Here is a 24,961-nt window from a genome sequence, read left to right as displayed (position 1 = left end):
GGACATTCATCCGTCTGGTGAGACGCCCCTCACGGCCTCGCTCACGCCCCTTCCCGAGCCGTGCGCCTCCGTGCCGAGCCGTACGCCCCCCGTCGGCGCCGCTCTGCCCCAGGGGCGGGCCGGCCCGCCCCTGGGCCGGCCGTCAGCGCCGGACGTGCCCGTCGCCGGTGACGATGTACTTGGTGCTGGTCAGCTCGGGCAGGCCCATGGGGCCGCGGGCGTGCAGCTTCTGCGTGGAGATGCCGATCTCCGCGCCGAAGCCGAACTGGCCGCCGTCGGTGAAGCGGGTGGAGGCGTTCACGGCGACCGTGGTGGAGTCGACCAGCTGGGTGAAGCGGCGGGCGGCCTGCTGCGAGGTGGTGACGATCGCCTCGGTGTGGCCGGAGGTCCACAGCCGGATGTGTTCGACGGCCTTGTCGAGCGAGTCGACGACCGCGGCGGCGATGTCGTACGACAGGTACTCCGTCTCCCAGTCCTCGGGCGTGGCCTCCACGACGGTCGCCTTGGAGCCCTCGGCGTACGCCAGCACGCGCTCGTCGGCGTGGACGGTGACCCCGGCCTCGGCGAGGGCGTCGAGGGCGCGCGGCAGGAACGCGGGGGCGATGTCCTGGTGGACCAGGAGGGTCTCGGCGGCGTTGCAGACGCTGACCCGGTGGGCCTTGGAGTTGATGAGGATCTCGACGGCCATGTCGATGTCGGCCTGGGCGTCGACGTAGACGTGGCAGTTGCCGGTGCCGGTCTCGATCACCGGGACGACGGACTCCGCGACGACCGTCCGGATCAGCGAGGCGCCGCCGCGCGGGATCAGGACGTCGACGAGGCCGCGGGCCCGCATCAGCTCGCGGACGCTCTCGCGGCTCTCGCCGGGCACGAGCTGGACGGCGTCGGCGGGCAGCCCGGCGCCGCCGACGGCGTCGCGGATCACCCGGACGAGGGCGGTGTTGGACTCGTAGGCGGAGGCAGAGCCGCGCAGCAGGACCGCGTTGCCGGACTTCAGGCACAGGGCCGCCGCGTCCACGGTGACGTTGGGGCGGGCCTCGTAGATGATGCCGACGACGCCGAGCGGGACGCGCACCTGGCGCAGGTCGATGCCGTTGGGCAGGGTCGAGCCGCGCACGACCTCGCCGACCGGGTCGGGCAGCGCGACGACGTCCCGGACGTCGGAGGCGATGGCCCGCACCCGCTCCGGGGTGAGGGTCAGCCGGTCGACGACCGACTCGGCGGTGCCGGCCTCGCGGGCCTTGGCGATGTCCTTGGCGTTGGCCTCGACGATCTCGCTCGTACGGACCTCCAGCGCGTCCGCGATGGCGAGCAGCGCGTCGTCCTTGGCGGCCCGGGGCAGCGGCGCGAGGTCGGCGGCGGCGGCCTTGGCACGGTAGGCCGCCTGGGTGACCGGCGAGAGGGCGTCGTACGGCGAGAGCGTGGTCATACGGGAAGGGTAGTGCGCGGCGCGGGCCCGGACGGCGCTCGTTCCACACCCCGAGACACACGGCGGGACCGCCCGGTGACCGTCCGGAGCGGGTCAGTACGGGTGCACTCCGACGGGCGTCGCGGGGGGTGGGCCGTAACCCTCGGCGATGCGCTGGTGGTAGGTCTGGCGGTCGATGACCTCCAGGCCGACGATCTCCCACGGCGGCAGTCCGGCGGTCTGGCGGTGCTCGCCCCACAGGCGCAGGGCCACGGCGGCCGCGTCGTGCAGGTCGCGGGCCTCCTCCCAGTAGCGGATCTCCGCGTGGTCGACGGCGTAGCGGCTGGTCAGGAGGAAGGGGTGGTCGTGCGCGAGCTGTTCCAGGGCGCGCCGCAGCTTCCTGAGGTCGGCGTCCGCGCCGGAGACGCTGAGGGTGACGTGCCAGAGGCGGGGCAGGTCGTCGGGCCGGCCGGCCTCCGGGCCGCCGCGTTCGGCTCCCCGGTAGCGCTCGCCGGCCGCGACGCTGGTCAGCGCGCGCTCCTCACCGCCCGGACGCGCGGCCGGCCGGCCGACGGCAGCGGAGGAGGTGGAGGTGGAGGGTCCGCCGGCCGGGGCGGGCGGTGTGCCGGCCGGGGCGGGCGGTTTGCCGGCCGGGGACGCGCCTCCGGCGGAGGGTGCTTCGCCGGTTCCGCCGGTACTCCCACGGGCCGCTGCCACCCCGGGGTGCACTCGTCTCACGACGGCCTCCTTCACGCAGCGCTCGTGCGGAATGTCCCGCGGAATATGTCCCGAAGACACAGTTGAGCAGGCCGCACGGCTCCGCGGGGCGGTTTCACGGAACGTCCCCCACCGGTACTGACCGTTCGAGCGGGTGCGGGAGCGGCCGTTCGACGCCGGTCAGGGGTGCAGGATGACCAGGTCGTCCCGGTGGACGATCTCCCGCTCGTACTCGGCGCCGAGCTCCCGGGCCAGTTCGCGGGTGGACCGCCCGATCAGCTGGGGGATCTCCTTGGCGTCGAAGTTGACGAGCCCGCGGGCCACCGCGCGCCCCGTGACGTCGCGCAGCTCCACGGGGTCGCCGGCGCTGAACTCGCCCTCGACGGCGGCGATCCCGGCCGGCAGCAGCGAGGTGCGGCGCTCCACGACCGCGCGGACGGCGCCGTCGTCGAGGGTGAGCGAGCCCTGCGGGGTGGACGCGTGCTGGAGCCACAGCAGCCGGTCGGCGGAGCGCCGGCCGGTGCGGTGGAAGTAGGTGCCGGTGTCGCCGCCGGAGAGGGCGTCGGCCGCGTGGACGGCGCTGGTGAGGACCACGGGGATGCCGGCGGCGGCCGCGATGCGGGCGGCCTCGACCTTGGTGACCATGCCGCCGGTGCCGACGCCCGCCTTGCCGGCGCTGCCGATGTCCACCCCGGCCAGGTCGGACGGCCCCCGCACCTCGGCGATCCGCGAGGTGCCCGGCTTGCCGGGGTCGCCGTCGTACACGCCGTCCACGTCGGAGAGCAGCACCAGCAGGTCGGCGTGGACGAGGTGGGCGACGAGGGCGGCGAGCCGGTCGTTGTCGCCGAAGCGGATCTCGTCCGTGGCGACGGTGTCGTTCTCGTTGACGACGGGGAAGGCGCCCATCGCCAGCAGCTTGTCGAGGGTGCGGGAGGCGTTGCGGTGGTGGGCGCGGCGGCTCATGTCGTCGGAGGTCAGCAGGACCTGGCCGACGCGGACGCCGTAGCGGGCGAAGGAGGCGGTGTAGCGGGCCACGAGGAGGCCCTGGCCCACGCTGGCGGCGGCCTGCTGGCGGGCGAGGTCCTTGGGGCGGCGGCGCAGGCCCAGCGGGGCGAGGCCGGCGGCGATCGCGCCGGAGGAGACGAGGACGATCTCCCGCTCTCCCCCGCTGCGGCTCTTGGCCAGGACGTCGACGAGGGCGTCGACGCGGTCGGCGTCGAGTCCGCCCGAGGCGGTGGTCAGCGACGAGGAGCCCACCTTGACGACGATCCTGCGGGCCTCGCGTACGGCCTGCCTTGCCCCTGCCACCTGTGCTTCGTCCCCTCGCCTGGATCACGGCTGCCTTCCGGGCAATCTACGCGAAGGGACGCCCGGACGGCCTCCGGGTTTCACTCCCCGGACGCTCACGCCCCGTGACGGTCCGGTCACGATGCCGGGGTGCGGGAAAGGCTGTACGCCTTCCCCGCGGGGATTGAAGGCAGTCCAAATTCATTTTGAAGTTTCCGTCACTTAAAGTTCGCCCTGTGAAGCGCATACTCCTGAGATCGGGGAAGAGCCCCTTCGACGTGATCCCCGTCGAGGAAGCCCTCCACCGCGACGTGATCGCCACCAATTCCGGCAACCTGATCTTCAGTGATGCCGCCCACAAGATCCTCACCACGCCGGACAGTGAGGTCTTCTCCAACGGCATGCGCACCGACATCGGTGCGGCCGGGCGGATCAACGACGAGTACGACGCCTTCGTCGTGCCGCTCGCCAACGCCTTCCGGCCGTCGTTCGAGGCCGCGCTGCAACGGCTGACCCGGCTGATCGGCAAGCTGAAGATCCCGGTCGTCGTGCTGGGCGTCGGCGCCCAGACCGGGGTGACCTACGACCCGGCGCGGCTGAAGGCCATGGAGCCCACCGTGCGCGCCTTCTGCTCGGCGGTGCTGGACCACAGCGCCGCCATCGGCGTGCGCGGCGAGTTCACCGAGCAGTACCTCAACGACATGGGCTTCAAGGACGTCGAGGTCATCGGCTGCCCGTCCATGTTCCTGTGGGGCGACACCCTCACCGTCGAGAAGCGGGTGCCGGCGCTGAACGCGCAGTCCCGGGTCTCGGTCAACGGCTCGCACACCGCGGTGCGCGGCGGGGGCCTGCACAAGATCATCACGCGGGCGCACGGCCAGTACCCGAACCTGCGGTACATAGGCCAGAACCTCACCGACGCCAAGCAGCTGCACTGGCGGGACGTGAACTCCCCGGCCGGCAGGATCACCGAGATGCCGACCCACCCCGACCACCCGATGTACCGCGAGGACAAGGCCCGCGTGTACATCGACCCGGTCACCTGGATCGACGACCTGCGGGACTTCGACTACTCGTTCGGCTCGCGCATCCACGGCAACATCGCGGCGCTGCTGGCGGGCACGCCCGCGACCGTGCTGGCCTTCGACTCGCGCACGCTGGAGCTGTGCCGCTACTTCGAGATACCGCACCGCCTCCTCAGCGAGGTGCCCGAGGACCTCGATCCGGCGGAGCTGTACGAGGAGGCCGACTTCGGCCCGCTCACCGGCAACCACAGGGAGCGCTTCGACCGCTTCACGGCGTTCCTGGACAAGAACGGCCTGGACAACACCTTCACCCACGGCGACGGCGGCGAGGCCTTCGAGGCGAAGCTGCGCTCGCTGTCCTTCCCGGCGGGCGTGCGCCCCTGGAACGACACCGGCGTGGCGTCCCTGAGCAGCCGGTTCGGGTGGCTCCAGCAGCGCATCACGGAGCTGGAGGGCGACAACGCCCAGCTGAAGAAGGACCTGGCCCGGTCCAAGGTCCTGGCCAAGGCGGCCGCCGCCAAGGCCGCGCTCCCCTCTCCCTCCATCTACCGCCGGGCGCGCCGTGCGGTCGGGGGCCCGCTGAAGCGCGCGCTGAAGCCGACGAAGTAGGCGCCGGCCGGCGCGGCGGGTGCCGCTGGTGCCGCAGGTGCCCGGGGCCCCCGCCGGGCACCACGCGCCGCCCCGGTGCCGTCGGCCGGGCCGTCGGCACCGCCCCGACCGGCGGCACCGTCGTGGTGGGTCCGCCGTCGGTGCCGCATGGGCTCCTGTCCCGCCCTGACGGACCGAAGGACGTAAGTGCCCCGCGCCACGGCGCACGGGAACGGCTCGGCCCCCGGAGATCACTCTCCGGGGGCCGAGCCGTTGGGGTGGCGGGGACCGGGTCCAGCCGGGGGCAGGCACCGGTCGCCGCCGTCGTCGGGCGGTCGTGGGACCGTCCGTCAGGCGGTCGTAAGACCGTCCGACGGGACGTCGTGGGACCGTCCGTCAGGCAGTCGTCACACCGTCCGTCAGGCCGTCCGCGGCCACGCGCTCGTCCGCCAGGGCGTCCGCCGCGTCCGCCGCGCCGGCCGCCGCGGCGACGGCCAGGGACTCCTGGCCGGCGTTGCGTGCCTCGGCCTTCAGGGCGAGGTCGGCCACGGCGGTGTTGAACTGCTCGATGGAGGTCGGCTCGTCGGGGCCGAGCAGGTACTCCTTGAGCTCCTTGCGGTCCTCGGCCAGCGGGTCGGCGGCCGGGGTGCGCACGGCGTCCAGCAGGCGGTCCAGTTCGTCCGCGCCGTTGGACAGGATCACGGCCGCGCGCACGGCGGTGTTCTGCCGCCGGAACTCCTCCGCGCCCAGCCCGGCCGAGTCGGTGACCGCGTACGGCTTGCCGCTGGCGATGAAGTCGGAGACGACGCTGGAGATGTCGGAGACCATCGCCTCGGAGGCGTTGAAGCAGTCGTACAGGCGCGGTCCGGCGCCCGTGACGACCCGGTGCTCGAAGGAGGGGAAGGAGCGCCAGTAGGCGTCGTTCCACTCGGTGCGCAGCCGGGCGGCCTCCTCGTGCTTGCGCATGTCGACCAGACCGTCGCGGGTGGTCACGGCTTCGTCGGCCTTGTCGTCGAAGGCGAGCGACAGAGAGTCCAGACGGGCCTTGAGCCGGGTCAGGTCGGACTTGGCGCGGGCCTGGGCGGCCGCGTCCGCGGTGAAGCGGGGGTCGGCGGCGCGCTCGGCGGCGGCCTTCTTGATCAGCGCGGTGATCCGGCGGTGGGCGGCGGCGGCCTTGGCGCTGCGGGTGCCGGTGAAGGGGTGCGGCTTGTACAGGACGCGGACCGGGGGCTCGGCCGCGACCAGCTTCTTCACGATGTTCTCGCCGGCCAGCAGGATCGAGGTGTTGCCCGGGTTGTCGTCCCAGCCCTCCCAGGTGGGCGCGTACAGGACCGTCGGACAGCGTTCATCGGCGGCTCCGCCGCGGGGTCCCTCGGACGGGCCCCGCCACGGCTCGATGGGCGCGAGCTGGGGGCGGCCGACCTCGACGATGTCCTCGTCGCGGATGCCGACGTCGGCGATGGCGTAGCGGTCGCGGCCCGCGCGGCCGGCGGTCCACACCTCGTCGTAGACCTTGCTGAACGGGTTGACGCTGGCGAGCTTGTCGCTGTCGCCGTGGCCGATGAAGACGTGCTTCATGGTGGGCACGCGCAGCAGGTGGATGTTCTTGCCGACGTTGGCCGCGTACAGCGCCACCCGCACCGTGGACAGGTCCATGTTCATCAGGTGCACCCCCCCGGGCACGCAGACGACGGGGACCGTGGTGGGCGCCATCTTCTCCAGGATGTAGCGCTCCCGCAGGATGACCAGCGGCCGGGAGTCCAGCTGCTCCATGGTCTCCAGCCACATGTTGACCTGGTACGCGGAGTCCTTGGAGCCGGAGAAGTACAGCACCGTCTCCGGGCGGTACTCGCGCAGCCAGGTGCTGACGGTCTTCAGCACCTTGTCGGCGGGGGGCGGGATCCGGTCGGCCCGCAGGTGCGGCACGAGCGCGAGGACGTAGAGCACGCCCAGGCCCACGGTGACGCCGACGCCCGCGTAGGCGGCGGGCGCGGAGTCGGTGAGGGCGTAGACGAGCAGGCCCACGACGGCCGCGAGGTCCAGGTGGAGCATCTTCACGCCGGCCCGGCTCAGCAGGCGGCGCGGCGGGGCGTCCGGGATGCGTATCCGGGAGGCCAGGTCGACGTTGCGGGTGACGACCGGCATCTGGCGGCGGTTGCCGATGAGGGTGACCAGCGCGCCGTGCGGGGCCTGGAGGCCGAAGAAGGCCGTGAAGCAGGCGATCGCGGCGTAGAAGGCGGGCTCCTCCGAGTGGCCCAGCCGGGCCAGCAGCAGGATGAGCAGCAGTTCCCGGATCAGGAAGCGGGTCGACAGGCCGGCTCTGACCTTGCCCAGCAGGGCGATGAGGTAGCTGCCCTTGCGGTGGAGGTAGAGGTCCGCCAGGTACGTCACGGCGGCCACGGCGGCGAAGGCGGGGACGCTCGGGACGAGCGCGGCCAGCATGAGGCCGGGGTATCCCAGCGTCATGAGGGCCGCCGCGGCCAGCTCGGCCGCACTGCCCACCCGGGCGACCCGAATAGCGGTGCTTATCACGGAGGAACCTGCTCTGGGAGGGGTGCCGGTCATAGGGGAAAAGAACCGGGAAGTCCGGAAAATCCCCTGCGGGGGTTTCGTGGATTTTACGGATTCAGGCCTCTGTGAATTCTCCGTAAACGAGGAGCCACAGAGGCCTGAATTCTCATGGCTATGAGCGCCCGATTATGCCACGCCGTCCTGTCGGTCCAGGACCCCCGCCAGGGCCTGCTCGAAACCGGAGGCCCGGCTGGCGTCGGCGGTCGGGTCCTGCTGGCGTACGTCGATGACGTGACCGGTCAGCTCGGACAGCAGGACGTCGAGGGAGGTACGGGCGACCGCCTCGGAGGACAGCAGGCTGCCGGCGGGCTCCTGCCCGAAGGCCTTGGTGCGCATCGGGGTCGCCGTGCGCTCGGGGTTGATGCAGTTGACGCGGACGCCGTCGCCGGCCCACTCGTCGGACAGTGCCTGGGTGAGATTCACCATGGCGGCCTTGGTGGAGGAGTAGAGGCTGTACTCGGCGCGCCCGCGGGTGTAGCTGCTGGAGGTGTACAGCAGCAGCTGGCCCTTGCTCTCGGCGAGGTACTTGTAGGCCGACCGGGCGATCTGCACGGGGGCCAGGTAGTTGACCTTCAGCGCTTCCTCGATGGTCGCGTTGTCGGTCTCGGCGAGCTTGCCGATGCGCAGCACACCGGCGGTGTTGACGACGTAGTCGATCCGGCCGGTCTCCGAGTACGCCTTGGACAGCGCGTCGTCGACCTCCTCCGGGTTCTCCACGTGGGTGCCGGTGGTGGAGCGGCCCAGGGCGTACACCGTGGCGCCGTAGGACTCGGCGAGTTCGGCGATGTCCTTGCCGATGCCGTACGAACCGCCGAAGACCACCAGGGTCCTGCCGGTGAGCAGGTCGCGGTAGGCCTCCTCGCCGTTCTGCTCGGGCGCGGCGGTGGAGGCGAGCTGGAAGAGCTTGTCGGCGATGAAGACGTCGACCGGCTGCGTCACCTTCATGTTGTACTCGTCGCCCGCGACGACGTGGATCGGCACGTCCGGCAGGTAGCGCAGCACGACCGTGCAGTCGTCGGTGGCCTGGAAGTTGGGGTCGCCCGACGCCACCTCGTAGGCCCGGCGGATCGTCGACAGCTTGAACGCCTGCGGGGTCTGGCCGCGGCGCAGCCGGGAGCGGTCCGGGATCTCGGTGATGAACTCGCCGTCCTCGCCGTGGGTCCGGGTCACGATGATGGTGTCCGCGGACGGGATGGCGACGTCGACCGCCTGGTAGCGCTCGAGCGCGGCGACGCAGTCGTCGATGACGCGCTGCGAGAGCAGGGGGCGCACGGCGTCGTGGAAGAGGACGTTGAGGTCCTCGCCGTCGGCCAGCCCCTCGCCCAGGGCCGCGATGGCGCGCTCGGTGGTCTCGTTCCGCGTGGTGCCGCCCTCGATGACCCGGGAGACCTTCGTGAACCCGGCCTTGGCCACGATCTTCTCGACGTCGGGCACATAGCCGGGCGCCATCAGCACGATGATGTCGTCGACGGAGTCGGCCTGCTCGAAGGTGGTCAGCGTGTGCTCGATGACTGCCTTGCCGGCGATCTTCAGCAGCTGCTTGGGGATCGACAGACCCACCCGCTGGCCGGTGCCACCGGCCAGGATCACTGCGGTGGTACGGGGCTTGGCTATGTGCTGGGACACAGGTGACCTACCTTGGGGCGACAGGGAACGGGGAAATGGTCCCACTTGCGGTAACCGCGATGCAAGGTGAGCGCCCTTCCGTGCATATGTGCACGCCATCTGTCATTCACCTTGTCGGCCCGGCGATTGACGAGACATGAGCGCGCCTTCCTCGGAGACCCCGCGAAATCCTGTGAGTAAGTCCACAGGAAGCGGCGGCGGGCGGCCGGAAGCGGCGGAAAGCGCCTAAGGGCTGTCCCGTGATCCCTGGTGGATCAGCGCGCGGCGTCAGATGCGGTGCATCGCAAGGCGGAGGGACGTCCGCATACTGGATGTATGCGGACGTTCAGACAACGCGGCGAGGTGCCGTAGCTGTCGTCGCGCGCCCGCCAGGGATCACGGGACAGCCCTCAGCGCCGCCGCAGCCGCCTCAGACAGCGGTGCCCCAACACTCTCACGAGTTCCTTCGACGGCGTCCCGTGCACCGTGCGCACCTTGCCGGAGGGTTCGGCGGCCACCGCGGCGAGCGCGCCGTACAGCGCCTGAGCGGCGACTTCCGGTGAGATCCGGGGCTCCTCCTCGGGCTGCCCGGCCTCCTGTGCGGGGCGGGGGGAGGGCTTCGGCACGGCGGACAGCAGGCCCGGATCGCCGATGACGCGCACGCCCATGGCCTCGATGCGCCCGGTCATCTCGGCGCCGATCTCGGCGGCCGCCTCGGCTGCCCAGGCCGGGGTGGAGATCCGCACGTCGCGGGAGGTGGGGCTGCACGCGTTCTTCATATGCATGACCGCGCCGTGACGGACCAGCTTGGAATAGAGCTCGTCGGGAAGTCCATTGCCGCGGAATTCCTTATTGAGATTGCGCAGCATTTCGGTCTCGGCGAGCGTGAGCGAACGGTTCGCCGTGTCGGGCACGGGCTGCAGGAGCCGGTCCGGCAGGCCGAGCAGCGCCTCGAAGGTGCGCATCAGTCCGTCGCGGTCCCGGTCGTCGACCACCACGACGGTGACCCGGTCGGCCCCCACCACCCGCACCCACCGTTCGACGAGCCGGTCGTGCCGGTGGCGCCGCCAGAAGCTCGGGTTGGGCTTCTCGTAGGGCGCCTTGCGGAGCATGTGCTCCAGCCACTCCTCGTAGCTCATCCGCAGCCCGTTCTGCACGTACTGCTGCCACTGCGAGGGCATGATCCGCACCAGCGGGCGCAGGGTCACCAGGACGTGGACGCGCTCCCCGCCCAGTTGCTCGACGATCCGCTCGATCGTCGCGTCGTCGGGGGCGTCGGCGAAGAACTCGCTGCTGATCACCGATGTGCTCCGGCCGGTGGCGCGCACCTGCTCGACGAACCGGGTCCAGTGCTGCTCGGTGGGGGTGGCGTCACCCATCATCCCGGACCGGGCGCAGGCGGCCAGCACGGCCTGCATGGGATGTCTGCTCGTCGCGGGGAACACGACGCCGTGCTCCGGCATCCGGTCCTTCGCCGCGAACAGGGCGCCCTGGATGGCGGTGGTCCCGGTCTTGTGCGGGCCGATGTGCAGCAGCCGGGTGCCGGTGGGCAGGGGCGCGGGGCGGCCGCCGGCCGCTCGGGTGTCGTTCACGTGCTGGTCGTCGCTCGTACAGTCCGTCTCCATGGTTAGGAGACGGTAAGAGGCTTTCCTTAGGCGAAGCTGAGAGGAGCCTGGGTGTGCGATGAGTGACCGCTGGTCCCGGGCCCCTCCCCCGCCGTGTGTCAGGCCGGCCGTACGCCCGGCCGGCCGTCGCTCACCCGCAGCTTCGCCAGCGTCCGGGCGGTCGCCTCGGGCTTCAGGACGGTGTCCACGATCCGGACCCGCGCGTCGACGGCGTCGCGGCGGACGTCGAAGAGGTGGTAGCCGCGGTGGGCGTCGATCAGCTTCCAGTGCGGGTTGTCGGCCTTCAGCGGGTCCCACTGCGCGTGGAAGGCGTCCTGGTCCTGGTCGCCGTTGCTGGAGATCGACGTGCCGACGAACTCGGCGCCGACGACCGCGGAGGACGGGTCGGCGAAGTCCTTCCTCAGGTCGCTGACCATGGTGAGGTGCCGGTCCCCGCTGAGCACGACGGGGTTGCGGACCCGCTCGAACTCCGCGAGCAGGGCGTTGCGTTCCACCTGGTAGCCGTCCCAGGCGTCGTAGTACCACTGCTTGCCCGCCCCGGCCAGCAGGTCGGTCTCGGCCATCATGATCTGCGAGGCGACGAGGTTCCAGCGGGCGTCCGAGCCGTGCAGCGAGTCCAGCAGCCAGCGCTTCTGCTCGGCGCCGAGCAGGGTGAGCGCGGGGTCCTGGGCGCCGGCCTGGCCGGTGGCCTGGTCGCTGCGGTACTGCCGGGTGTCGAGGACGTTGAGCCGGGCCAGCCGGCCGAACCGGAAGCTCCGGTGCATGCGGATGTGCGGTCCGTCCGGGATCGCGGTCGCCCGGACCGGCATGTGCTCGTAGTACGCCTGGTAGGCGGCGGTCAGCCGGGCCGTGAACGCGTCGTGCGTCTGTTGGGCGGGGTCCTGCGGGATCTCGCCGGCGTAGTCGTTGTCGACCTCGTGGTCGTCGAAGGTGACCACCCAGGGCGCGTGGGCGTGCATCCGCTGGAGGTCGGGGTCGGTGCGGTACTGCGCGTACCGGTTGCGGTACTGGGTGAGGGTGTACGGCTCCCCGCTCCCCTCGTGCCGGCGGACGGCCGTGGCGGACGGCGCGCTCTCGTAGACGTAGTCCCCGACGAAGAGGACGACGTCGGGGTCCTGCGCGTACATGTCGGCGTACGGCGTGAAGTAGCCGTGCTGCCAGTTCTGGCAGGAGGCGAGGGCGAGGCGCAGGGAGCCGCCGGGGGCGAGCGGGCGGGGCGCGGTGCGGGTGCGGCCGGCGCGCGAGAGCTGCCCGCCGGCGCGGAAGCGGTACCAGTAGGTGCGGTCCGCGCGCAGTCCGCGGACGTCCACGTGGACGCTGTGCCCGTACTCGGGCCGGGCCCGGGCGACGCCCCGGCGGACGCCGTTGCCGAACCGCTCGTCGGGCGAGATCTCCCACTCGACCTCGACGGCGCGGTCGGGCATCCCGCCGCCGTTCAGCGGGTCGGGGGCGAGCCGGGTCCACAGCACGACGCCGTCGGGCAGGGGGTCGCCGGAGGCGACGCCGAGGCTGAAGACCCCGTCCGGCAGCGGGGTTCCGGCGGCCCGGGCGGTGACCGGCAGCCAGAGCTGGGCGGAGGCGGCGGCGCCGACCACGGCGGCACCGGCGGTGAGGAAGCGGCGGCGGTCGGGGGAAAGGGTTCTCTTCGGGCCGGGGGCCATCGTGAACTCCCTTGCGTCGCTGGTCACTCGGACACAAGGAAGGTGGCACGGCCGTCGGACCGTCAGGCTGAACGGAGACTCTCGCGTGCATGACAAACGGAGGGCCGGAGAGAGACCCGCCACGGCCGTGCCGCGACGGGTCCGGGGCGACCTCGAGGTTCCGCCGGGCCCCCGGATGCCGGAGCGGTCTCAGGGCACAGGCGAGCCCCGGGGACGCGACAGTCCCGGGAACGCGACAGTCCCGGGAACGCGACAGTCCCGGGGACACGAGAGCCCCGAGGACACGACAATCCCGGGGACACGAGAGCCCCGGGGTACGAGAACCCCGGGGCTCCGGTGGGGTCAGAAGGGCTCGAAGCCCTCGAACTCCTCGGCCGCATCGTCGCGTTCGGCCTGGCGGTCGCGGCGGCGCTGGGCCGCGGGCCGCGGGGCCTCGAAGCGGTGGTCCTCACCACGGCGGCCGAGCATCTCGGCGCCGGCCGTCACCGACGGCTCCCAGTCGAAGACGACGGCGTTCTCCTCGGGCCCGATGGCGACACCGTCGCCGGACCGGGCCCCCGCCTTCATCAACTCGTCCTCCACGCCGAGGCGGTTGAGCCGGTCGGCGAGGTAGCCGACGGCCTCGTCGTTGTTGAAGTCGGTCTGCCGCACCCAGCGTTCGGGCTTCTCGCCCCGGACGCGGAACAGCAGCTCCCCGTCGATCTCCTCGCGCGTGACGGTGAAGCCCGCGTCGTCCACGGCCTTGGGCCGGATGACGATCCGCGTGGCCTCCTCCTTGGGCTTGGCCGCGCGGGCCCGGCCGACGAGGTCGGCGAGGGCGAACGACAGCTCCTTGAGCCCCGTGTGCGCGACCGCGGACACCTCGAAGACGCGGTAGCCGCGGGCCTCCAGATCGGGGCGGACCATCTCCGCGAGGTCCTTGCCGTCCGGGACGTCGATCTTGTTCAGGACGACGATGCGGGGACGGTCGCCGAGCCCTCCGTACTCGCGCAGCTCCGCCTCGATGACGTCGAGGTCGCTGGCGGGGTCGCGGTCGGATTCGAGGGTGGCCGTGTCCAGCACGTGCACGAGCACGCTGCACCGCTCGACGTGCCGCAGGAACTCCAGGCCCAGCCCCCGGCCCTGGCTGGCGCCCGGGATGAGACCGGGGACGTCGGCGATGGTGTAGACGGTCGATCCGGCGGTCACCACGCCCAGGTTGGGCACGAGGGTGGTGAACGGATAGTCGGCGATCTTCGGCTTGGCGGCGGAGAGCACGGAGATCAGGGACGACTTGCCGGCGCTCGGGTAGCCGACCAGCGCCACGTCGGCGACGGTCTTCAGCTCCAGCACGATGTCGTGCAGGTCGCCGGGCTCGCCGAGCAGCGCGAACCCGGGCGCCTTGCGGCGCGCGGACGCGAGGGCCGCGTTGCCGAGGCCGCCCCGCCCGCCCTGGGCGGCGACGAAGGAGGTGCCGTGCCCGACGAGGTCGGCCAGCACGTTGCCCGCCTTGTCCAGGACGACGGTGCCGTCCGGCACCGGGAGGACGAGGTCCTGCCCGTCCTTGCCGGAGCGGTTGCCGCCCTCGCCCGGCTTGCCGTTGGTGGCCTTGCGGTGCGGGGAGTGGTGGTATTCGAGCAGCGTGGTCACGGACTGGTCGACGGTGAGGATCACATCGCCGCCGCGCCCCCCGTTGCCGCCGTCGGGACCGCCGAGCGGCTTGAACTTCTCACGGTGGACGGAGGCACAGCCGTGGCCTCCGTTACCCGCGGCGACGTGCAGTTCGACGCGGTCCACGAAGGTGGTCATGGTGGGGTGCCTCCAGCACTTCGGTGATACGTACGGTTCTGACTACTGCGTAACACGCGAAAGGCGGACCCGCCTTCCCGGATGGGAAGTGAGGTCCGCCTCGCGAAACGTTCGCGGAAAGCCTGAGGTCAGGCGACCGGAACGATGTTCACGACCTTGCGGCCACGGTGGGTGCCGAACTCCACCGAACCGGCCTGGAGCGCGAACAGCGTGTCGTCGCCGCCGCGGCCCACGCCGGAGCCCGGGTGGAAGTGGGTGCCACGCTGGCGGACCAGGATCTCACCCGCGTTGACGACCTGACCGCCGAAGCGCTTCACGCCGAGCCGCTGGGCGTTGGAGTCGCGACCGTTCCGGGTGGACGATGCGCCCTTCTTGTGTGCCATGTCTCCTCAGTCCCTTACTTCGCAGCCGCGGGGATCTCAGTGACCTTGATCGCCGTGTACTGCTGGCGGTGGCCCTGACGACGGCGGTAGCCGGTCTTGTTCTTGTAGCGCAGAATGTCGATCTTCTGGCCCTTGTGGTGGTCCACGACCTCGGCCTGGACCTTGATGCCGGCCAGCACCCACGGGTCGCTGGTCACAGCGTCGCCGTCGACAACGAGCAGGGTCGAGAGCTCGACCGTGTCGCCAACCTTGGCGGTGGAAATCTTGTCAACCTCAACGATGTCACCGACAGCAACCTTGTGCTGGCGGCCACCGCTGCGCACGATGGCGTACACGCGGATCTCTCTTTCGCTCGGAGAACGGCATCCCCGCAGGCCAGCCACCCGGGCGAGAACACGGGCGGCCTCTCCCGGCCACCGAGGCGACTCGGGAGGAAGAGGTTTACGGGGATGTGGCACGTCTGTGGACACGCCGACGGTCAAGGTTACGGGGCCGGTGTACAGGGGTCAAACCGGGCCGGGTCGCCCCCGGCCCGTATGCTCGCGGGGCGAAGCCGTACTGCGGAAGGCGAAGAAGTGAATTACAGGGTCCAGCCCAGCGCCCAGGTCGACGCGAGCGCCGAGATCGGCGCCGGGAGCAGCGTCTGGGACCTCGCGCAGATCCGGGAGGGTGCCCGCCTCGGGGAGGGCTGCGTGATCGGCCGCGGCGCGTACGTCGGCTCGGGGGTCCGCATGGGCGACAACTGCAAGCTTCAGAACTACGCCCTCGTCTACGAGCCGGCCGAGCTCGGCGACGGCGTCTTCATCGGCCCCGCCGTGGTCCTCACCAACGACCACAACCCGCGCTCCGTCGACCCCGAGGGCAACCAGAAGCGCGGCGGCGACTGGGAGGCCGTCGGCGTGCGCATCTCCGACGGGGCGTCGATCGGGGCGCGCTCGGTGTGCGTCGCGCCGCTCACCATCGGACGCTGGGCGATGGTCGCCGCGGGAGCCGTGGTGACGAAGGACGTGCCCGACTTCGCCCTGGTCCTCGGCGTGCCGGCCCGTCAGGTGGGCTGGGTCGGCCGCGCCGGCGTCCGGCTGGTCGCGCGCGAGGGCGAGCCGGGCGTGTGGGAGTGCCCGCAGAGCGGCGCCCTGTACGAGGAGAAGGACGGGGTGCTCGTCGAGCGCTCCGCGTGATCCGTCCCGCTCGCCGCCCGGATCACGGGCACAAGATTCACGAAACCGTTATGCGTCGACCCCGGACCGTCGTCCCCGCGCCGCTGACCACGGCGTGAACGCGGCATGAACAGTGCCGGGCGACCCCGTGCCGGCCCGGCCGAGGGCCTGCCGGGGGTCGCCCGTTGCCTACCATTCCCCTACCAAAAGCCCGACCGAGAAGAAGAGTGCTCAGTGAAAGTCATCAGCATCGTCGGAGCCCGACCCCAACTGGTGAAGCTCGCCCCCATCGCGGCGGCCTTCGCGGAGACTGAGCACGAGCACGTGATCGTGCACACCGGGCAGCACTACGACGCCGACCTCTCCGACGTCTTCTTCTCCGGCCTCGGCATCCCCGACCCCGACGTCCACCTCGGCGTCGGCTCCGGCAGCCACGGGGTGCAGACCGGTGCCGTGCTGTCCGCGCTGGACCCGGTGCTGGAGCGGGAGCGGCCCGACTGGGTCCTGGTGTACGGCGACACCAACTCCACCATCGCCGGCGCCCTGTCCGCCGTGAAGATGCACCTGCCGGTCGCGCACCTGGAGGCCGGCCTGCGCTCCTTCAACCGGCGGATGCCGGAGGAGCACAACCGCGTGCTGACCGACCACTGCGCCGACCTGCTGCTGGCCCCGACCGAGGAGGCCGTGCGCCACCTGGCGGGCGAGGGCCTCGCCGAGCGCACCCGCCTGGCCGGCGACGTCATGGTCGACATCTGCCTGCGCATCCGCGACCAGGTGCGGGCCGGCGAGTTCCCGGCGCCGGAGCTGCCCGAGGGCATCGACCCGGCCGAGCCGTTCCTGCTGGCGACCCTGCACCGCCCGGACAACACCGACGACCCCGAGCGGCTCGCCGCGATCGTCGGCTCGCTCGCCAAGCTGCCGGTGCCGGTGGCGCTGGCCGCGCACCCCCGTCTGGTCGCCCGCGCCGAGGAGCACGGCATCGACCTGGCCCAGGGCAACCTCCACGTCGGCCGCCCGCTGCCGTACGCGAGCCTGGTCGCCGCCGTGCTCGCCTCCGTCGGCGTGGTCACCGACTCGGGCGGGCTCCAGAAGGAGGCGTTCCTGCTGGAGCGCATCTGCACCACCATCCGCCCCGAGACGGAGTGGGTGGAAACCGTGCACACCGGTTGGAACGTCCTTGTACCCGACCCGCACACGCTGTCGCCGCAGGAGTGGGCCGAGACGGTGACCCGTCCCGTGCCGACCGCCGACCCCGGCACCCCCTACGGCGACGGCCGCGCGGCGCAGAACGTCGTCCGGCTCATGGAGGAGTGGAAGGGGGGCAGCCGGCCCGCCTGACGCGGCACCGGGGGTCGTGGCCGTCCGCCCCGCGGACGGCCACAAGCGACCCACAGTCCGCGCACGTCAGCGTGCTAGCGTCAACTGCTATGTCATCGTCTCCCACGTCCGGTCCGTCTGCGGAAGGCAGGCGGCCCCACGTCATCTATCTCGCGATCGGCTTCCCTCCGGCCGCCAAGAGCTCCACGTACCGGATGCGCGAGACCGCCAACCAGTTCGTGAAGGCCGGCTGGGACGTCACGGTCGTCAACATCGCCCGGGAGTCCTGGGAACTCGACTCCGGCATCGACCTCTCCCTGCTGGAGCAGGTCGACCCCCGGGTGAACATCGTCGAACTGCCGCTGTCGCGCGAGGACCTGGAGACGGACATCCGCCTCTACGACGAGGCGCGCGCCCTCGACCCCAACGGCTGGGTCGCCCAGCTCCGCCGCCGCCAGACCGCGGCCTTCCCGGAGCCCAACTTCGGTGAGTGGCGCGGCGACCTGGAGCAGGCCGTCCTGCGCATCCACCGGGAGCGGCCGGCCGACCTGCTGCTCGCCAGCTGCGTGCCGTACGTCAACCTCGCCGCGGCCTGGAAGCTGTGGGAGGACGCGAAGGTGCCGTACGCGGTGGACTTCCGCGACGGCTGGTCCATCGACGTCATCGACGGCGTCGAGGCGTTCTCCCGCGACTCCGAGGAGGGCCGCTGGGAGCAGAGGATCCTCGACCACGCGGTGTCCCTGTGGGTCGTCAACGACCCGATCGCCGAGCACTACCGCAAGCGCTACCCGGAGTTCGCCGACCGCGTGCACGTCGTGCGCAACGGCTACGACGCCGACAGCTCGCCGGGCCGGGTGCACAAGGCGGACCGCGAGTCCGGTCTGGTCTTCGGCTACCTCGGCACCGTCAACTTCACCATCCCGCACCTGGAAGTGGTGCTGAACGCCTGGCGCGCGGCCCGCGAGAAGGAACCGCTGCTGGCCAACGCGCGCTTCGAGATCCGCGGCCACCTCGGCAACGGCGCCAGCCGCGGGGCGAACCGGCACGCCGAGGTCCTCAAGGACGCCGAGCCCGACGGCGTCTTCTACGGCGGCCCCGCCGCCAAGGCCGAGGTCTCCTCGATCTACGCCGGCTGGGACGCCATGGTGCTGATCCTGATCGGCGGCCGGTACGTCACCTCCGGCAAGGTGTACGAGTACATGGCGACGGGCCTGCCGATCGTGTCGGCGCACGCCGTCGAGCACGACGCCTCCAACGTGTTGAAGGGCCACCCGCTGTGGACGGGCGCTCCCGGCCTCGACGAGGAGGGCCTGACCGAGTCGTTCATCCGGGCCGCGCACATGGCGGTGGAGACGACCGACGCCGAGCACGCCGAGGCGATGGCCCACGCCGACCAGTTCACTCGTGAGGCGCTGATGTCCGTCGCCGTCAAGAACCTCGTCGAGGAGCTCGCCCCGTGACCGAAGTCCTGCTCGTCGCCGCCGACCGGCCGCAGCTCGGCGTCCTGGCCTCCGCGGTGCGCACGTTCGAGGCCCTGGGGGCGCGCGTGCACCTGGCGGGCGCCTTCCACCTGGAGGTCGAGGGCGTTCCCGAGGAGATCGCCAAGGTCGGGCTGGCCGGTGTGCACCAGCTGCCGCGCAGCCTCAAGCACCGCAGCCAGGCGCTGCGCCGCCGGGCCGGCAAGTCGCCGCGCGGCCTGCGCGTGTGGATGCAGATCGGCCGCGACTCGTGGCTGCGCTCCCGGGCCCGCAAGGCCGACGTGCTCGTCGCCCTGGACGCCGGCTCCGTGTACACGGTGTGGCGGCTGGCCGAGTACAACCGCGGCGCCGCCGCCAAGTTCGGGCTCGCGCCCGCGCTGAAGGCCGTCGAGGAGCTGAAGGACAAGGGCGGCGCCGCGGCCCGCTCCTCCGTCCTGCCGCCGCTGCACGCCGTCGCCCGCGATGTGCGCCGCGGTGTCGGCGAACTGCCCGCCCAGCTGGTGCGGGCGGCCACCCCGCGCACCGTGATGCGCTCCGGCGTCGGCGCCCGGCTGTGGCGCTCCGCCGTGACCGCGCCCGGCATGCCCGTCAAGGTGCGCGCCGCGACCTCGCGGTACGTCGCCGAGGGCATGCAGTGGGCGGGCCGCACCAGCGGTGCCGCGCTGACCCTCGCGGACGCCGCCGCGCGCATCCCGGACCCGAAGCTGCGGGCGGACCTCTACTACGAGGGCGCCATGCAGGAGATCCGCAAGGGCATCAGCCCGCGCATCATCGGCAAGGCGGTCGGCGCCCATCTCGCCCACGCGGACGCGGAGTTCGCCAAGGGGAGCATCGGCGAGGCGGCCGAGGCGCTGAACCGTGCGCTGTTCCTGGACTTCCACCGGGTGCTGCACATCGACCAGCTGTCGTCGCCGCTGGCCAAGGACGCCGAGGGGTTCGTCGCCCCGCTGCACCGCTCCACGGCGTTCCAGGCGCTGAGCCGGCCCCGCGGCCGCAAGGTGCCCGCGGCGCCCGTGCCCACCGACCGCCCGCTGCGGCTGCTGCTGGCGACGAGCGCCAACGACAACTTCCTGCACCTCATCCGGGAGCACTTCGCCGACCACCCCGGCGTCGAGCTGCGCTACCTGGACCTCGCCTCGAACAAGCACCTCAAGCGGATCTCCTGGGCGGCCCCGAGGATGATCGAGGACCGTCTGTCGGACGGTACGAGCTCCTACCAGGAAGAGGTGGAGCGCCTGATGCGCCCCTACCTCGACTGGGCGGACACGGTGTTCCTGGAGTGGGCGGCGGGCCCGGCCGGCATGCTCACCACGATCGACCCGGGCGACACCCGGATCGTCGTGCGGCTGCACAGCTACGAGGCGTTCACGCGCTGGCCGCACATGACGGACTTCTCCCGGATCGACGACATGGTGTTCGTCGCGCCCCACGTGCAGGACCTCACCACCTCGCTCGTGCCGGTGCTCCGCGGCGAGCAGGCCCCGCGTTTCCACGTCCTGGACAACGCCATGGACCTGTCCGGCTTCGACCGGCCCAAGCCCGCCGAGGCCCGGTTCAACCTGGGGCTGATCGGCATCAGCCAGGTCGCCAAGGACCCCAAGTGGGCCGTGGACGTCCTCCAGCGGGTCCGCAAGCACGACGAGCGCTACCGGCTGATCCTGGTCGGCGGCGACATGGACCCGAAGACCAGCCAGGCCACCCGCGAGTACCGGCGCGAGTTCGACCGGCTGATCGCCCCGCTGGAGGAGTCCGGCGCGGTCGTGAAGCTCGGTCCCACGGACGACGTCCCGTCGAAGCTGGTCGAGATCGGGACGATCCTCAGCTCCTCGGTGCGCGAGGGCTGCCACGTCGGTCTGATGGAGGGCGCCGCCAGCGGTGCCGTCCCCGTCGCGCGCGACTGGCCGTTCTACGCGGGCAAGCCCAACAGCGCCCGCACCCTCTACCCCGAGGGCTGGGTCGTGGCCTCCCCCGCGGAGGCGGCCGAGCGGATCCTGAAGCTCACGGCCACCGAGGAGGCCTGGCGCGCCGCCGGCGAGCAGGCCACCGAGCACGCGCTGACGGTGTGGGACTGGCCCGTGGTGCGCAAGCACTTCGAGAAGCTGTTCCTCGAGCAGGGCTGAGCCCGGCGAGGCCCGACGGCCGAGACGTGACGAGGAAGGGCCCCCGGATTCCGGGGGCCCTTCCTCGTCAGGCGGTGACGTGCCGCGCGGGTGGCGTCACCCGGCGGGCGTTTCGCACGGGTGGCGTGCCGCGGGTGGCGTCACGGGTGCCGCAGCCGCCACCCCGCCCACGCCGACTCCACCATCTCCCGCACGTCCCGCCGGGCGCTCCAGCCGAGTTCCGTACGGATCAGGTCGCCGGAGGCCACCACCCGCGCCGGGTCGCCCGGGCGGCGCCCCCGCACCTGCGGCGTCATGCCGGTGAGGCCGGTGACGTCCTGGATGATGCCGACCATCTCCGCGACCGAGACGCCCTCACCGCGCCCGATGTTGAGGACCAGCCGGGCCTGCGGGTCGGCGGCGAGCCGGCGCGCGGCCGCGACGTGCGCGGTGGCGATGTCCTCGACGTGGATGTAGTCGCGGACGCAGGTGCCGTCGGGGGTGGCGTAGTCGTCGCCGAAGATCAGCGGCGACTCACCGGCGTCGATGCGCTCGAACACCATGGGGACGAGGTTGAAGACGCCGTCGTCGCCCAGCTCGGGCGTGGCGGCGCCCGCGACGTTGAAGTAGCGCAGCGAGGCCGTCGCCATGCCGTGCCGGGCGCCGACCGCGGCCACCAGCCACTCGCCGGCCAGCTTGGTCTCGCCGTACGGGTTGATGGGCGTGCACGGCGTCTTCTCGGTGACGAGGTCGACGTCGGGCATGCCGTACACGGCGGCGGACGAGGAGAACAGGAACCGGCCGACGCCCGCGCCGGCGGCCGCGTCGAGCAGGACGCGCAGGCCCTCCACGTTCTCGCGGTAGTAGTAGAGCGGCCGGTCGACGGACTCGGCCACCTGCTTCTTGCCCGCGATGTGCACGATGCCGGTGACGGCGTGCTCGCGCAGCACCCGGTCGACGGTCCCGCGGTCGAGGACCGTGCCGGTCTCCAGCACGACACCGTCCGGGAGCCGCTCGGCCCGACCCGTGCTCAGGTCGTCGAGGACGACGACGGACTCACCGGCGTCGATCATCGCCTTCACCACATGGGAGCCGATGTAGCCGGCCCCGCCCGTGATCAGCCAGGTCATGAAGAACCCTTCCTGCACCGGGGCCCCGCCCCGGGGTGCGGGGGCGGGGCCACGAGGTTGTCCGCGTGACTGGGTGAGCGTCCTCAGCCGCCGATGACGACCCGGCGGACGCCCTTCCAGGCCTCCGGGTCGGTCGTGCGGCGGCCGTCGACGAGGACGGTGACGTCCGGCAGGTCGGCCGGGGTCAGGGTGCGGTACTCGGCGTGGTCGGCCTGGAGGACGGCGGCGGTGACCTTCTCGCCCGCGTGCGGGGTGAGGCCGTGCGCGGCCAGCTCCTCGTCCGTGTACATCGGGTCGGAGACGAACGGCACCGCGCCGCGCGCCTTCAGCGCCTCGACGGTCGGGAAGACGCCGGAGAAGGCGGTCTCCTTGACGCCGCCGCGGTAGGCGGCACCCAGCACGAGCACGTTGACGCCGGTCAGGTCGCCGTAGGCGGCGGCCAGCAGGTCGACGGCGTACTCGGGCATCGCGGCGTTCGCCTCACGGGCGGAGCGCACGACGGTCGCCGCCGGGTCGTTCCACAGGTACATCCGCGGGTAGATCGGGATGCAGTGGCCGCCGACGGCGATGCCCGGCTGGTGGATGTGGCTGTAGGGCTGCGAGTTGCAGGCCTCGATGACCTTCTTGACGTCGATGCCGTTGTCGTCGGCGAACCGCGCGAACTGGTTGGCCAGGCCGATGTTGACGTCCCGGTAGGTGGTCTCGGCCAGCTTGGCCAGCTCGGAGGCCTCGGCGGTGCCGAGGTCCCACACGCCGTTCGGCCGCGGCAGGTCGTCACGCTCGTCGAAGTCGAGGACCTGCTCGTAGAACTCCACGCCGCGGGCCGTCGACGCCTCGTCGATGCCGCCGACCAGCTTCGGGTAGCGGCGCAGGTCGGCGAAGACCCGGCCGGTGAGGACGCGCTCGGGGGAGAACACCAGGTGGAAGTCCTCGCCCGCGGTCAGGCCGGAGCCCTCGGCCAGCATCGGAGCCCAGCGGGTGCGGGTGGTGCCGACCGGCAGGGTGGTCTCGTACGACACGAGCGTGCCCGGCTTGAGGCCCTGGGCGATCGCCTTCGTCGCGGAGTCCATCCAGCCGAAGTCCGGCGTGCCCTCGGCGTCGACGAACAGCGGGACGACCACGACGACGGCCTCGGAGTCGGCGACCGCGGCCGCGGTGTCCGTCGTCGCCGTCAGCAGCCCGGCGTCGACGGCCTGCTTGAGCTTGACGTCGAGGTCGTCCTCGCCGGGGAACGGCTCGACACCGGCGTTGACCAGCTCGACGACCTTCTCGTTGACGTCCGCGCCGATGACCCGGTGGCCCTTGGAGGCGAACTGCACCGCCAGCGGGAGCCCGATCTTGCCGAGCGCTACTACACAGATGTTCATGGAGGGTCGCTACTTCCTTTGGGAACCGGCCGGCTTCTTGGCACCGTTCGGCTCGGACTTCTTGGCGCCGCCCCGCTTCACGCGGACGGCACCGGACTTCAGTTTCCCGAACAGGCGCCCGAGCGCCCGCCGCACCAGTGTCCTCTTCTGGGGGTGCAGCTGGGCCGTGTCGATGACCACACGCCCCTTGTCGTTCACCAGCGCCGACGCACGGTACAGGTCCGTCTCCGGTCCCCACAGGCGCGCCAGCGGCATGGGCAGTCCCTCGCCGCGCACCGGGATCTCGTACGTCCGCCCGGCGAGGTCCAGGTAGACCCGTACCCCGCGTTTGGCGGTGACCTGCTTCAGCGGGACGCGGGCGTGCAGCACGCTGCCCGCGCCGTCCTCGGCGGGCTCCACCCGCATCTCGCCCACGGCCGGCGCCAGGACCTGCCCGGCCTTCAGCCGGCGCGCGCCGGGCTTGTCGGCCGACTTGGGCATGGCGCCCTTGACGAGCCGCAGCACCACGCCCGCGCGCTCGACGTCACCGACGACGGGCACCCGTACGGACGCCGTATAGGCGAGCCCGTCGCCCTGCTGCTCCCAGCCGGAGGCGAGCAGTTCGGTGCCCTTCGCGAGCCGGCCCGGGACCGACTCCCCCACCAGCTCGTAGACGCGGTCGGACACACCGGTGCCCGGGTCGCGGAAGCCCGGGTAGCGGGCGTAGGCGCGCTCGCCCTCGGCGACGAACGGCGGTGCCCCGTGCTCCTTCTCGGAGGTGACGGCCTCGCACAGCTCGTCGATCGCCCCGGCGTGCGCCAGCGCGATGCGCACCCGGCGCTTGACGTCCATCGCGTCGCGGATGCCGTCGGTGAAGTAGCTGTCGGCGAGCCGCGCGATGCCCGCGCAGATCTGCCGCTGCAACGCGCGGTCCAGGCCGGGGAAGTCGTCCTGGACGAGCTTGGCCAGTTCCCACGTGAAGTGCCGGCGCAGCACGGCGTCACGGTCGGGGCCCGCCTCGATGAGACCGGCCGTGAAGTCCATGATCTCGGCCGCGCACCGCAGCCGCGCCAGGTGGTCGGCGCGGTAGGTGATGTTGCTGGCGTCGCCGCGCTTGACCGCGTAGTAGCAGGTGTAGTCGGCCACCACCGAGATCCGCCGGGCGCGGACGCACGCCTCGATGGTGAACGGCTGGTCGCTGCCCACGGGCATGTGCTCGGGGAAGCGCAGCTTGTGCTTCTCGACCAGCTCGCGCCGGAACAGCTTGGTGTTGGCCAGGGTGAACGGCAGCGCGGAGTCGTACAGGCTGATGTCGGCGGTGTTCTCCTTGTAGAGCACCTGGTGGACGTAGCGGCCGTTGGTGCCGACCATCTTGCCGACGACGACGTCCGACTCGTTCCTGTCGGCGCACTTCACCATGCGCTCCAGGGCTTCCTCGCCGAGGTAGTCGTCGGAGCCGATGAAGTACACGTACCGGCCCGTGGCCACCTCCAGCGCCCGGTTGCTGGGCGCGGCGGGGCCGCCGGAGTTGGGCTGGTGGATCACCTTGACGGTGTCCGGGTACAGCGCCGCGAACCGGTCGAGTTCGCGGCCGCTGTCGTCGGTGGAGCCGTCGTCGACGGCGACGACCTCCAGCCGGTCCCGGCCGATGCTCTGCCCGAGGAGGGAGTTCAGGCACTCCGTCAGGTAGGGCATCGTGTTGTAGACGGCAACGATGACGCTGACGTCAGGCGCAGCACTCATTCTCCGGCTCCTGGTGTCCGACAGCCGACGGCC

General features: G+C 71.8%; 18 protein-coding genes. 5 read left to right on the top strand and 13 right to left on the bottom strand.

From position 1 onward, the window contains the following. Positions 1–142 precede the first annotated feature (142 nt). From ACZ3KJ_RS02195 to proB, 3 genes are all read right to left on the bottom strand, one after another. A complete protein-coding gene (locus tag ACZ3KJ_RS02195) occupies positions 143–1,429 on the bottom strand; it encodes a glutamate-5-semialdehyde dehydrogenase (protein ID WP_467523901.1) in 1,287 nt (428 codons plus the stop codon). A 93-nt stretch (positions 1,430–1,522) separates the two neighbouring features. Continuing rightward, complete coding sequence (locus tag ACZ3KJ_RS02190; RefSeq protein ID WP_467524793.1) at positions 1,523–1,939, bottom strand: hypothetical protein; 417 nt, start codon at positions 1,937–1,939, stop codon at positions 1,523–1,525. 366 nt (positions 1,940–2,305) lie between these two features. Beyond that, the gene (gene proB, locus ACZ3KJ_RS02185; protein ID WP_385065184.1) at positions 2,306–3,433 is read right to left on the bottom strand and encodes a glutamate 5-kinase; all 1,128 of its coding nucleotides are present in this window, start codon (positions 3,431–3,433) and stop codon (positions 2,306–2,308) included. A gap of 215 nt (positions 3,434–3,648) precedes the next feature. Between proB and ACZ3KJ_RS02180 the strand changes: the two genes are divergently transcribed. Beyond that, positions 3,649–5,046 carry a polysaccharide pyruvyl transferase family protein gene (locus ACZ3KJ_RS02180; RefSeq protein ID WP_467523900.1) on the top strand — a complete coding sequence of 466 codons (1,398 nt, stop codon included), beginning with the start codon at positions 3,649–3,651 and terminating at the stop codon, positions 5,044–5,046. A gap of 375 nt (positions 5,047–5,421) precedes the next feature. On the opposite strand, the gene ACZ3KJ_RS02175 is transcribed toward ACZ3KJ_RS02180, so the two are convergent. The 7 genes from ACZ3KJ_RS02175 to rplU all read right to left on the bottom strand — a co-directional run bounded on the left by ACZ3KJ_RS02175 (position 5,422) and on the right by rplU (position 14,993). After that, a complete protein-coding gene (locus tag ACZ3KJ_RS02175; RefSeq protein ID WP_467523899.1) occupies positions 5,422–7,557 on the bottom strand; it encodes a hypothetical protein in 2,136 nt (711 codons plus the stop codon). Between the two features lie 165 nt (positions 7,558–7,722). Continuing rightward, a complete protein-coding gene (locus tag ACZ3KJ_RS02170) occupies positions 7,723–9,222 on the bottom strand; it encodes a D-ribitol-5-phosphate cytidylyltransferase (RefSeq protein ID WP_467523897.1) in 1,500 nt (499 codons plus the stop codon). A 389-nt stretch (positions 9,223–9,611) separates the two neighbouring features. Continuing rightward, on the bottom strand, positions 9,612–10,826 hold the full coding sequence (locus tag ACZ3KJ_RS02165; protein WP_467523896.1) for a hypothetical protein: 1,215 nt from the start codon (positions 10,824–10,826) through the stop codon (positions 9,612–9,614). 98 nt (positions 10,827–10,924) lie between these two features. Further along, positions 10,925–12,487, bottom strand: a complete 1,563-nt coding sequence (locus tag ACZ3KJ_RS02160) for an alkaline phosphatase D family protein (RefSeq protein ID WP_467523895.1) — start codon at positions 12,485–12,487, stop codon at positions 10,925–10,927. Positions 12,488–12,829: 342 nt separating this feature from the next. Continuing rightward, the gene (gene obgE, locus ACZ3KJ_RS02155) at positions 12,830–14,275 is read right to left on the bottom strand and encodes a GTPase ObgE (RefSeq protein ID WP_467523894.1); all 1,446 of its coding nucleotides are present in this window, start codon (positions 14,273–14,275) and stop codon (positions 12,830–12,832) included. Between the two features lie 128 nt (positions 14,276–14,403). Further along, on the bottom strand, positions 14,404–14,658 hold the full coding sequence (gene rpmA, locus ACZ3KJ_RS02150; protein WP_389512324.1) for a 50S ribosomal protein L27: 255 nt from the start codon (positions 14,656–14,658) through the stop codon (positions 14,404–14,406). A 14-nt stretch (positions 14,659–14,672) separates the two neighbouring features. After that, positions 14,673–14,993 carry a 50S ribosomal protein L21 gene (gene rplU / locus ACZ3KJ_RS02145; RefSeq protein ID WP_004931419.1) on the bottom strand — a complete coding sequence of 107 codons (321 nt, stop codon included), beginning with the start codon at positions 14,991–14,993 and terminating at the stop codon, positions 14,673–14,675. Between the two features lie 240 nt (positions 14,994–15,233). Between rplU and ACZ3KJ_RS02140 the strand changes: the two genes are divergently transcribed. From ACZ3KJ_RS02140 to ACZ3KJ_RS02125, 4 genes are all read left to right on the top strand, one after another. Continuing rightward, a complete protein-coding gene (locus ACZ3KJ_RS02140) occupies positions 15,234–15,836 on the top strand; it encodes an acyltransferase (protein WP_467523892.1) in 603 nt (200 codons plus the stop codon). Positions 15,837–16,049: 213 nt separating this feature from the next. Further along, positions 16,050–17,153, top strand: a complete 1,104-nt coding sequence (gene wecB / locus ACZ3KJ_RS02135) for a non-hydrolyzing UDP-N-acetylglucosamine 2-epimerase (RefSeq protein ID WP_389512330.1) — start codon at positions 16,050–16,052, stop codon at positions 17,151–17,153. 194 nt (positions 17,154–17,347) lie between these two features. Further along, on the top strand, positions 17,348–18,592 hold the full coding sequence (locus ACZ3KJ_RS02130; RefSeq protein WP_389512868.1) for a glycosyltransferase: 1,245 nt from the start codon (positions 17,348–17,350) through the stop codon (positions 18,590–18,592). Continuing rightward, a complete protein-coding gene (locus tag ACZ3KJ_RS02125) occupies positions 18,589–20,730 on the top strand; it encodes a glycosyltransferase family protein (RefSeq protein ID WP_467523890.1) in 2,142 nt (713 codons plus the stop codon). Before ACZ3KJ_RS02130 ends, ACZ3KJ_RS02125 begins: the two co-directional genes overlap by 4 nt. Before the next feature lie 140 nt (positions 20,731–20,870). On the opposite strand, the gene galE is transcribed toward ACZ3KJ_RS02125, so the two are convergent. The 3 genes from galE to ACZ3KJ_RS02110 all read right to left on the bottom strand — a co-directional run bounded on the left by galE (position 20,871) and on the right by ACZ3KJ_RS02110 (position 24,928). Then, a complete protein-coding gene (galE, locus tag ACZ3KJ_RS02120; protein ID WP_467523888.1) occupies positions 20,871–21,839 on the bottom strand; it encodes a UDP-glucose 4-epimerase GalE in 969 nt (322 codons plus the stop codon). Between the two features lie 83 nt (positions 21,840–21,922). Then, the gene (locus ACZ3KJ_RS02115) at positions 21,923–23,206 is read right to left on the bottom strand and encodes a nucleotide sugar dehydrogenase (protein WP_467523887.1); all 1,284 of its coding nucleotides are present in this window, start codon (positions 23,204–23,206) and stop codon (positions 21,923–21,925) included. Between the two features lie 9 nt (positions 23,207–23,215). Continuing rightward, on the bottom strand, positions 23,216–24,928 hold the full coding sequence (locus ACZ3KJ_RS02110) for a glycosyltransferase family 2 protein (protein ID WP_467523885.1): 1,713 nt from the start codon (positions 24,926–24,928) through the stop codon (positions 23,216–23,218). Positions 24,929–24,961: the final 33 nt, after the last annotated feature.

The organism is Streptomyces sp. NPDC003248, from assembly GCF_055563235.1.
The sequence above is the reverse complement of the archived record's forward strand: the minus strand, read 5'-3'. Positions and strand labels throughout refer to the sequence as shown.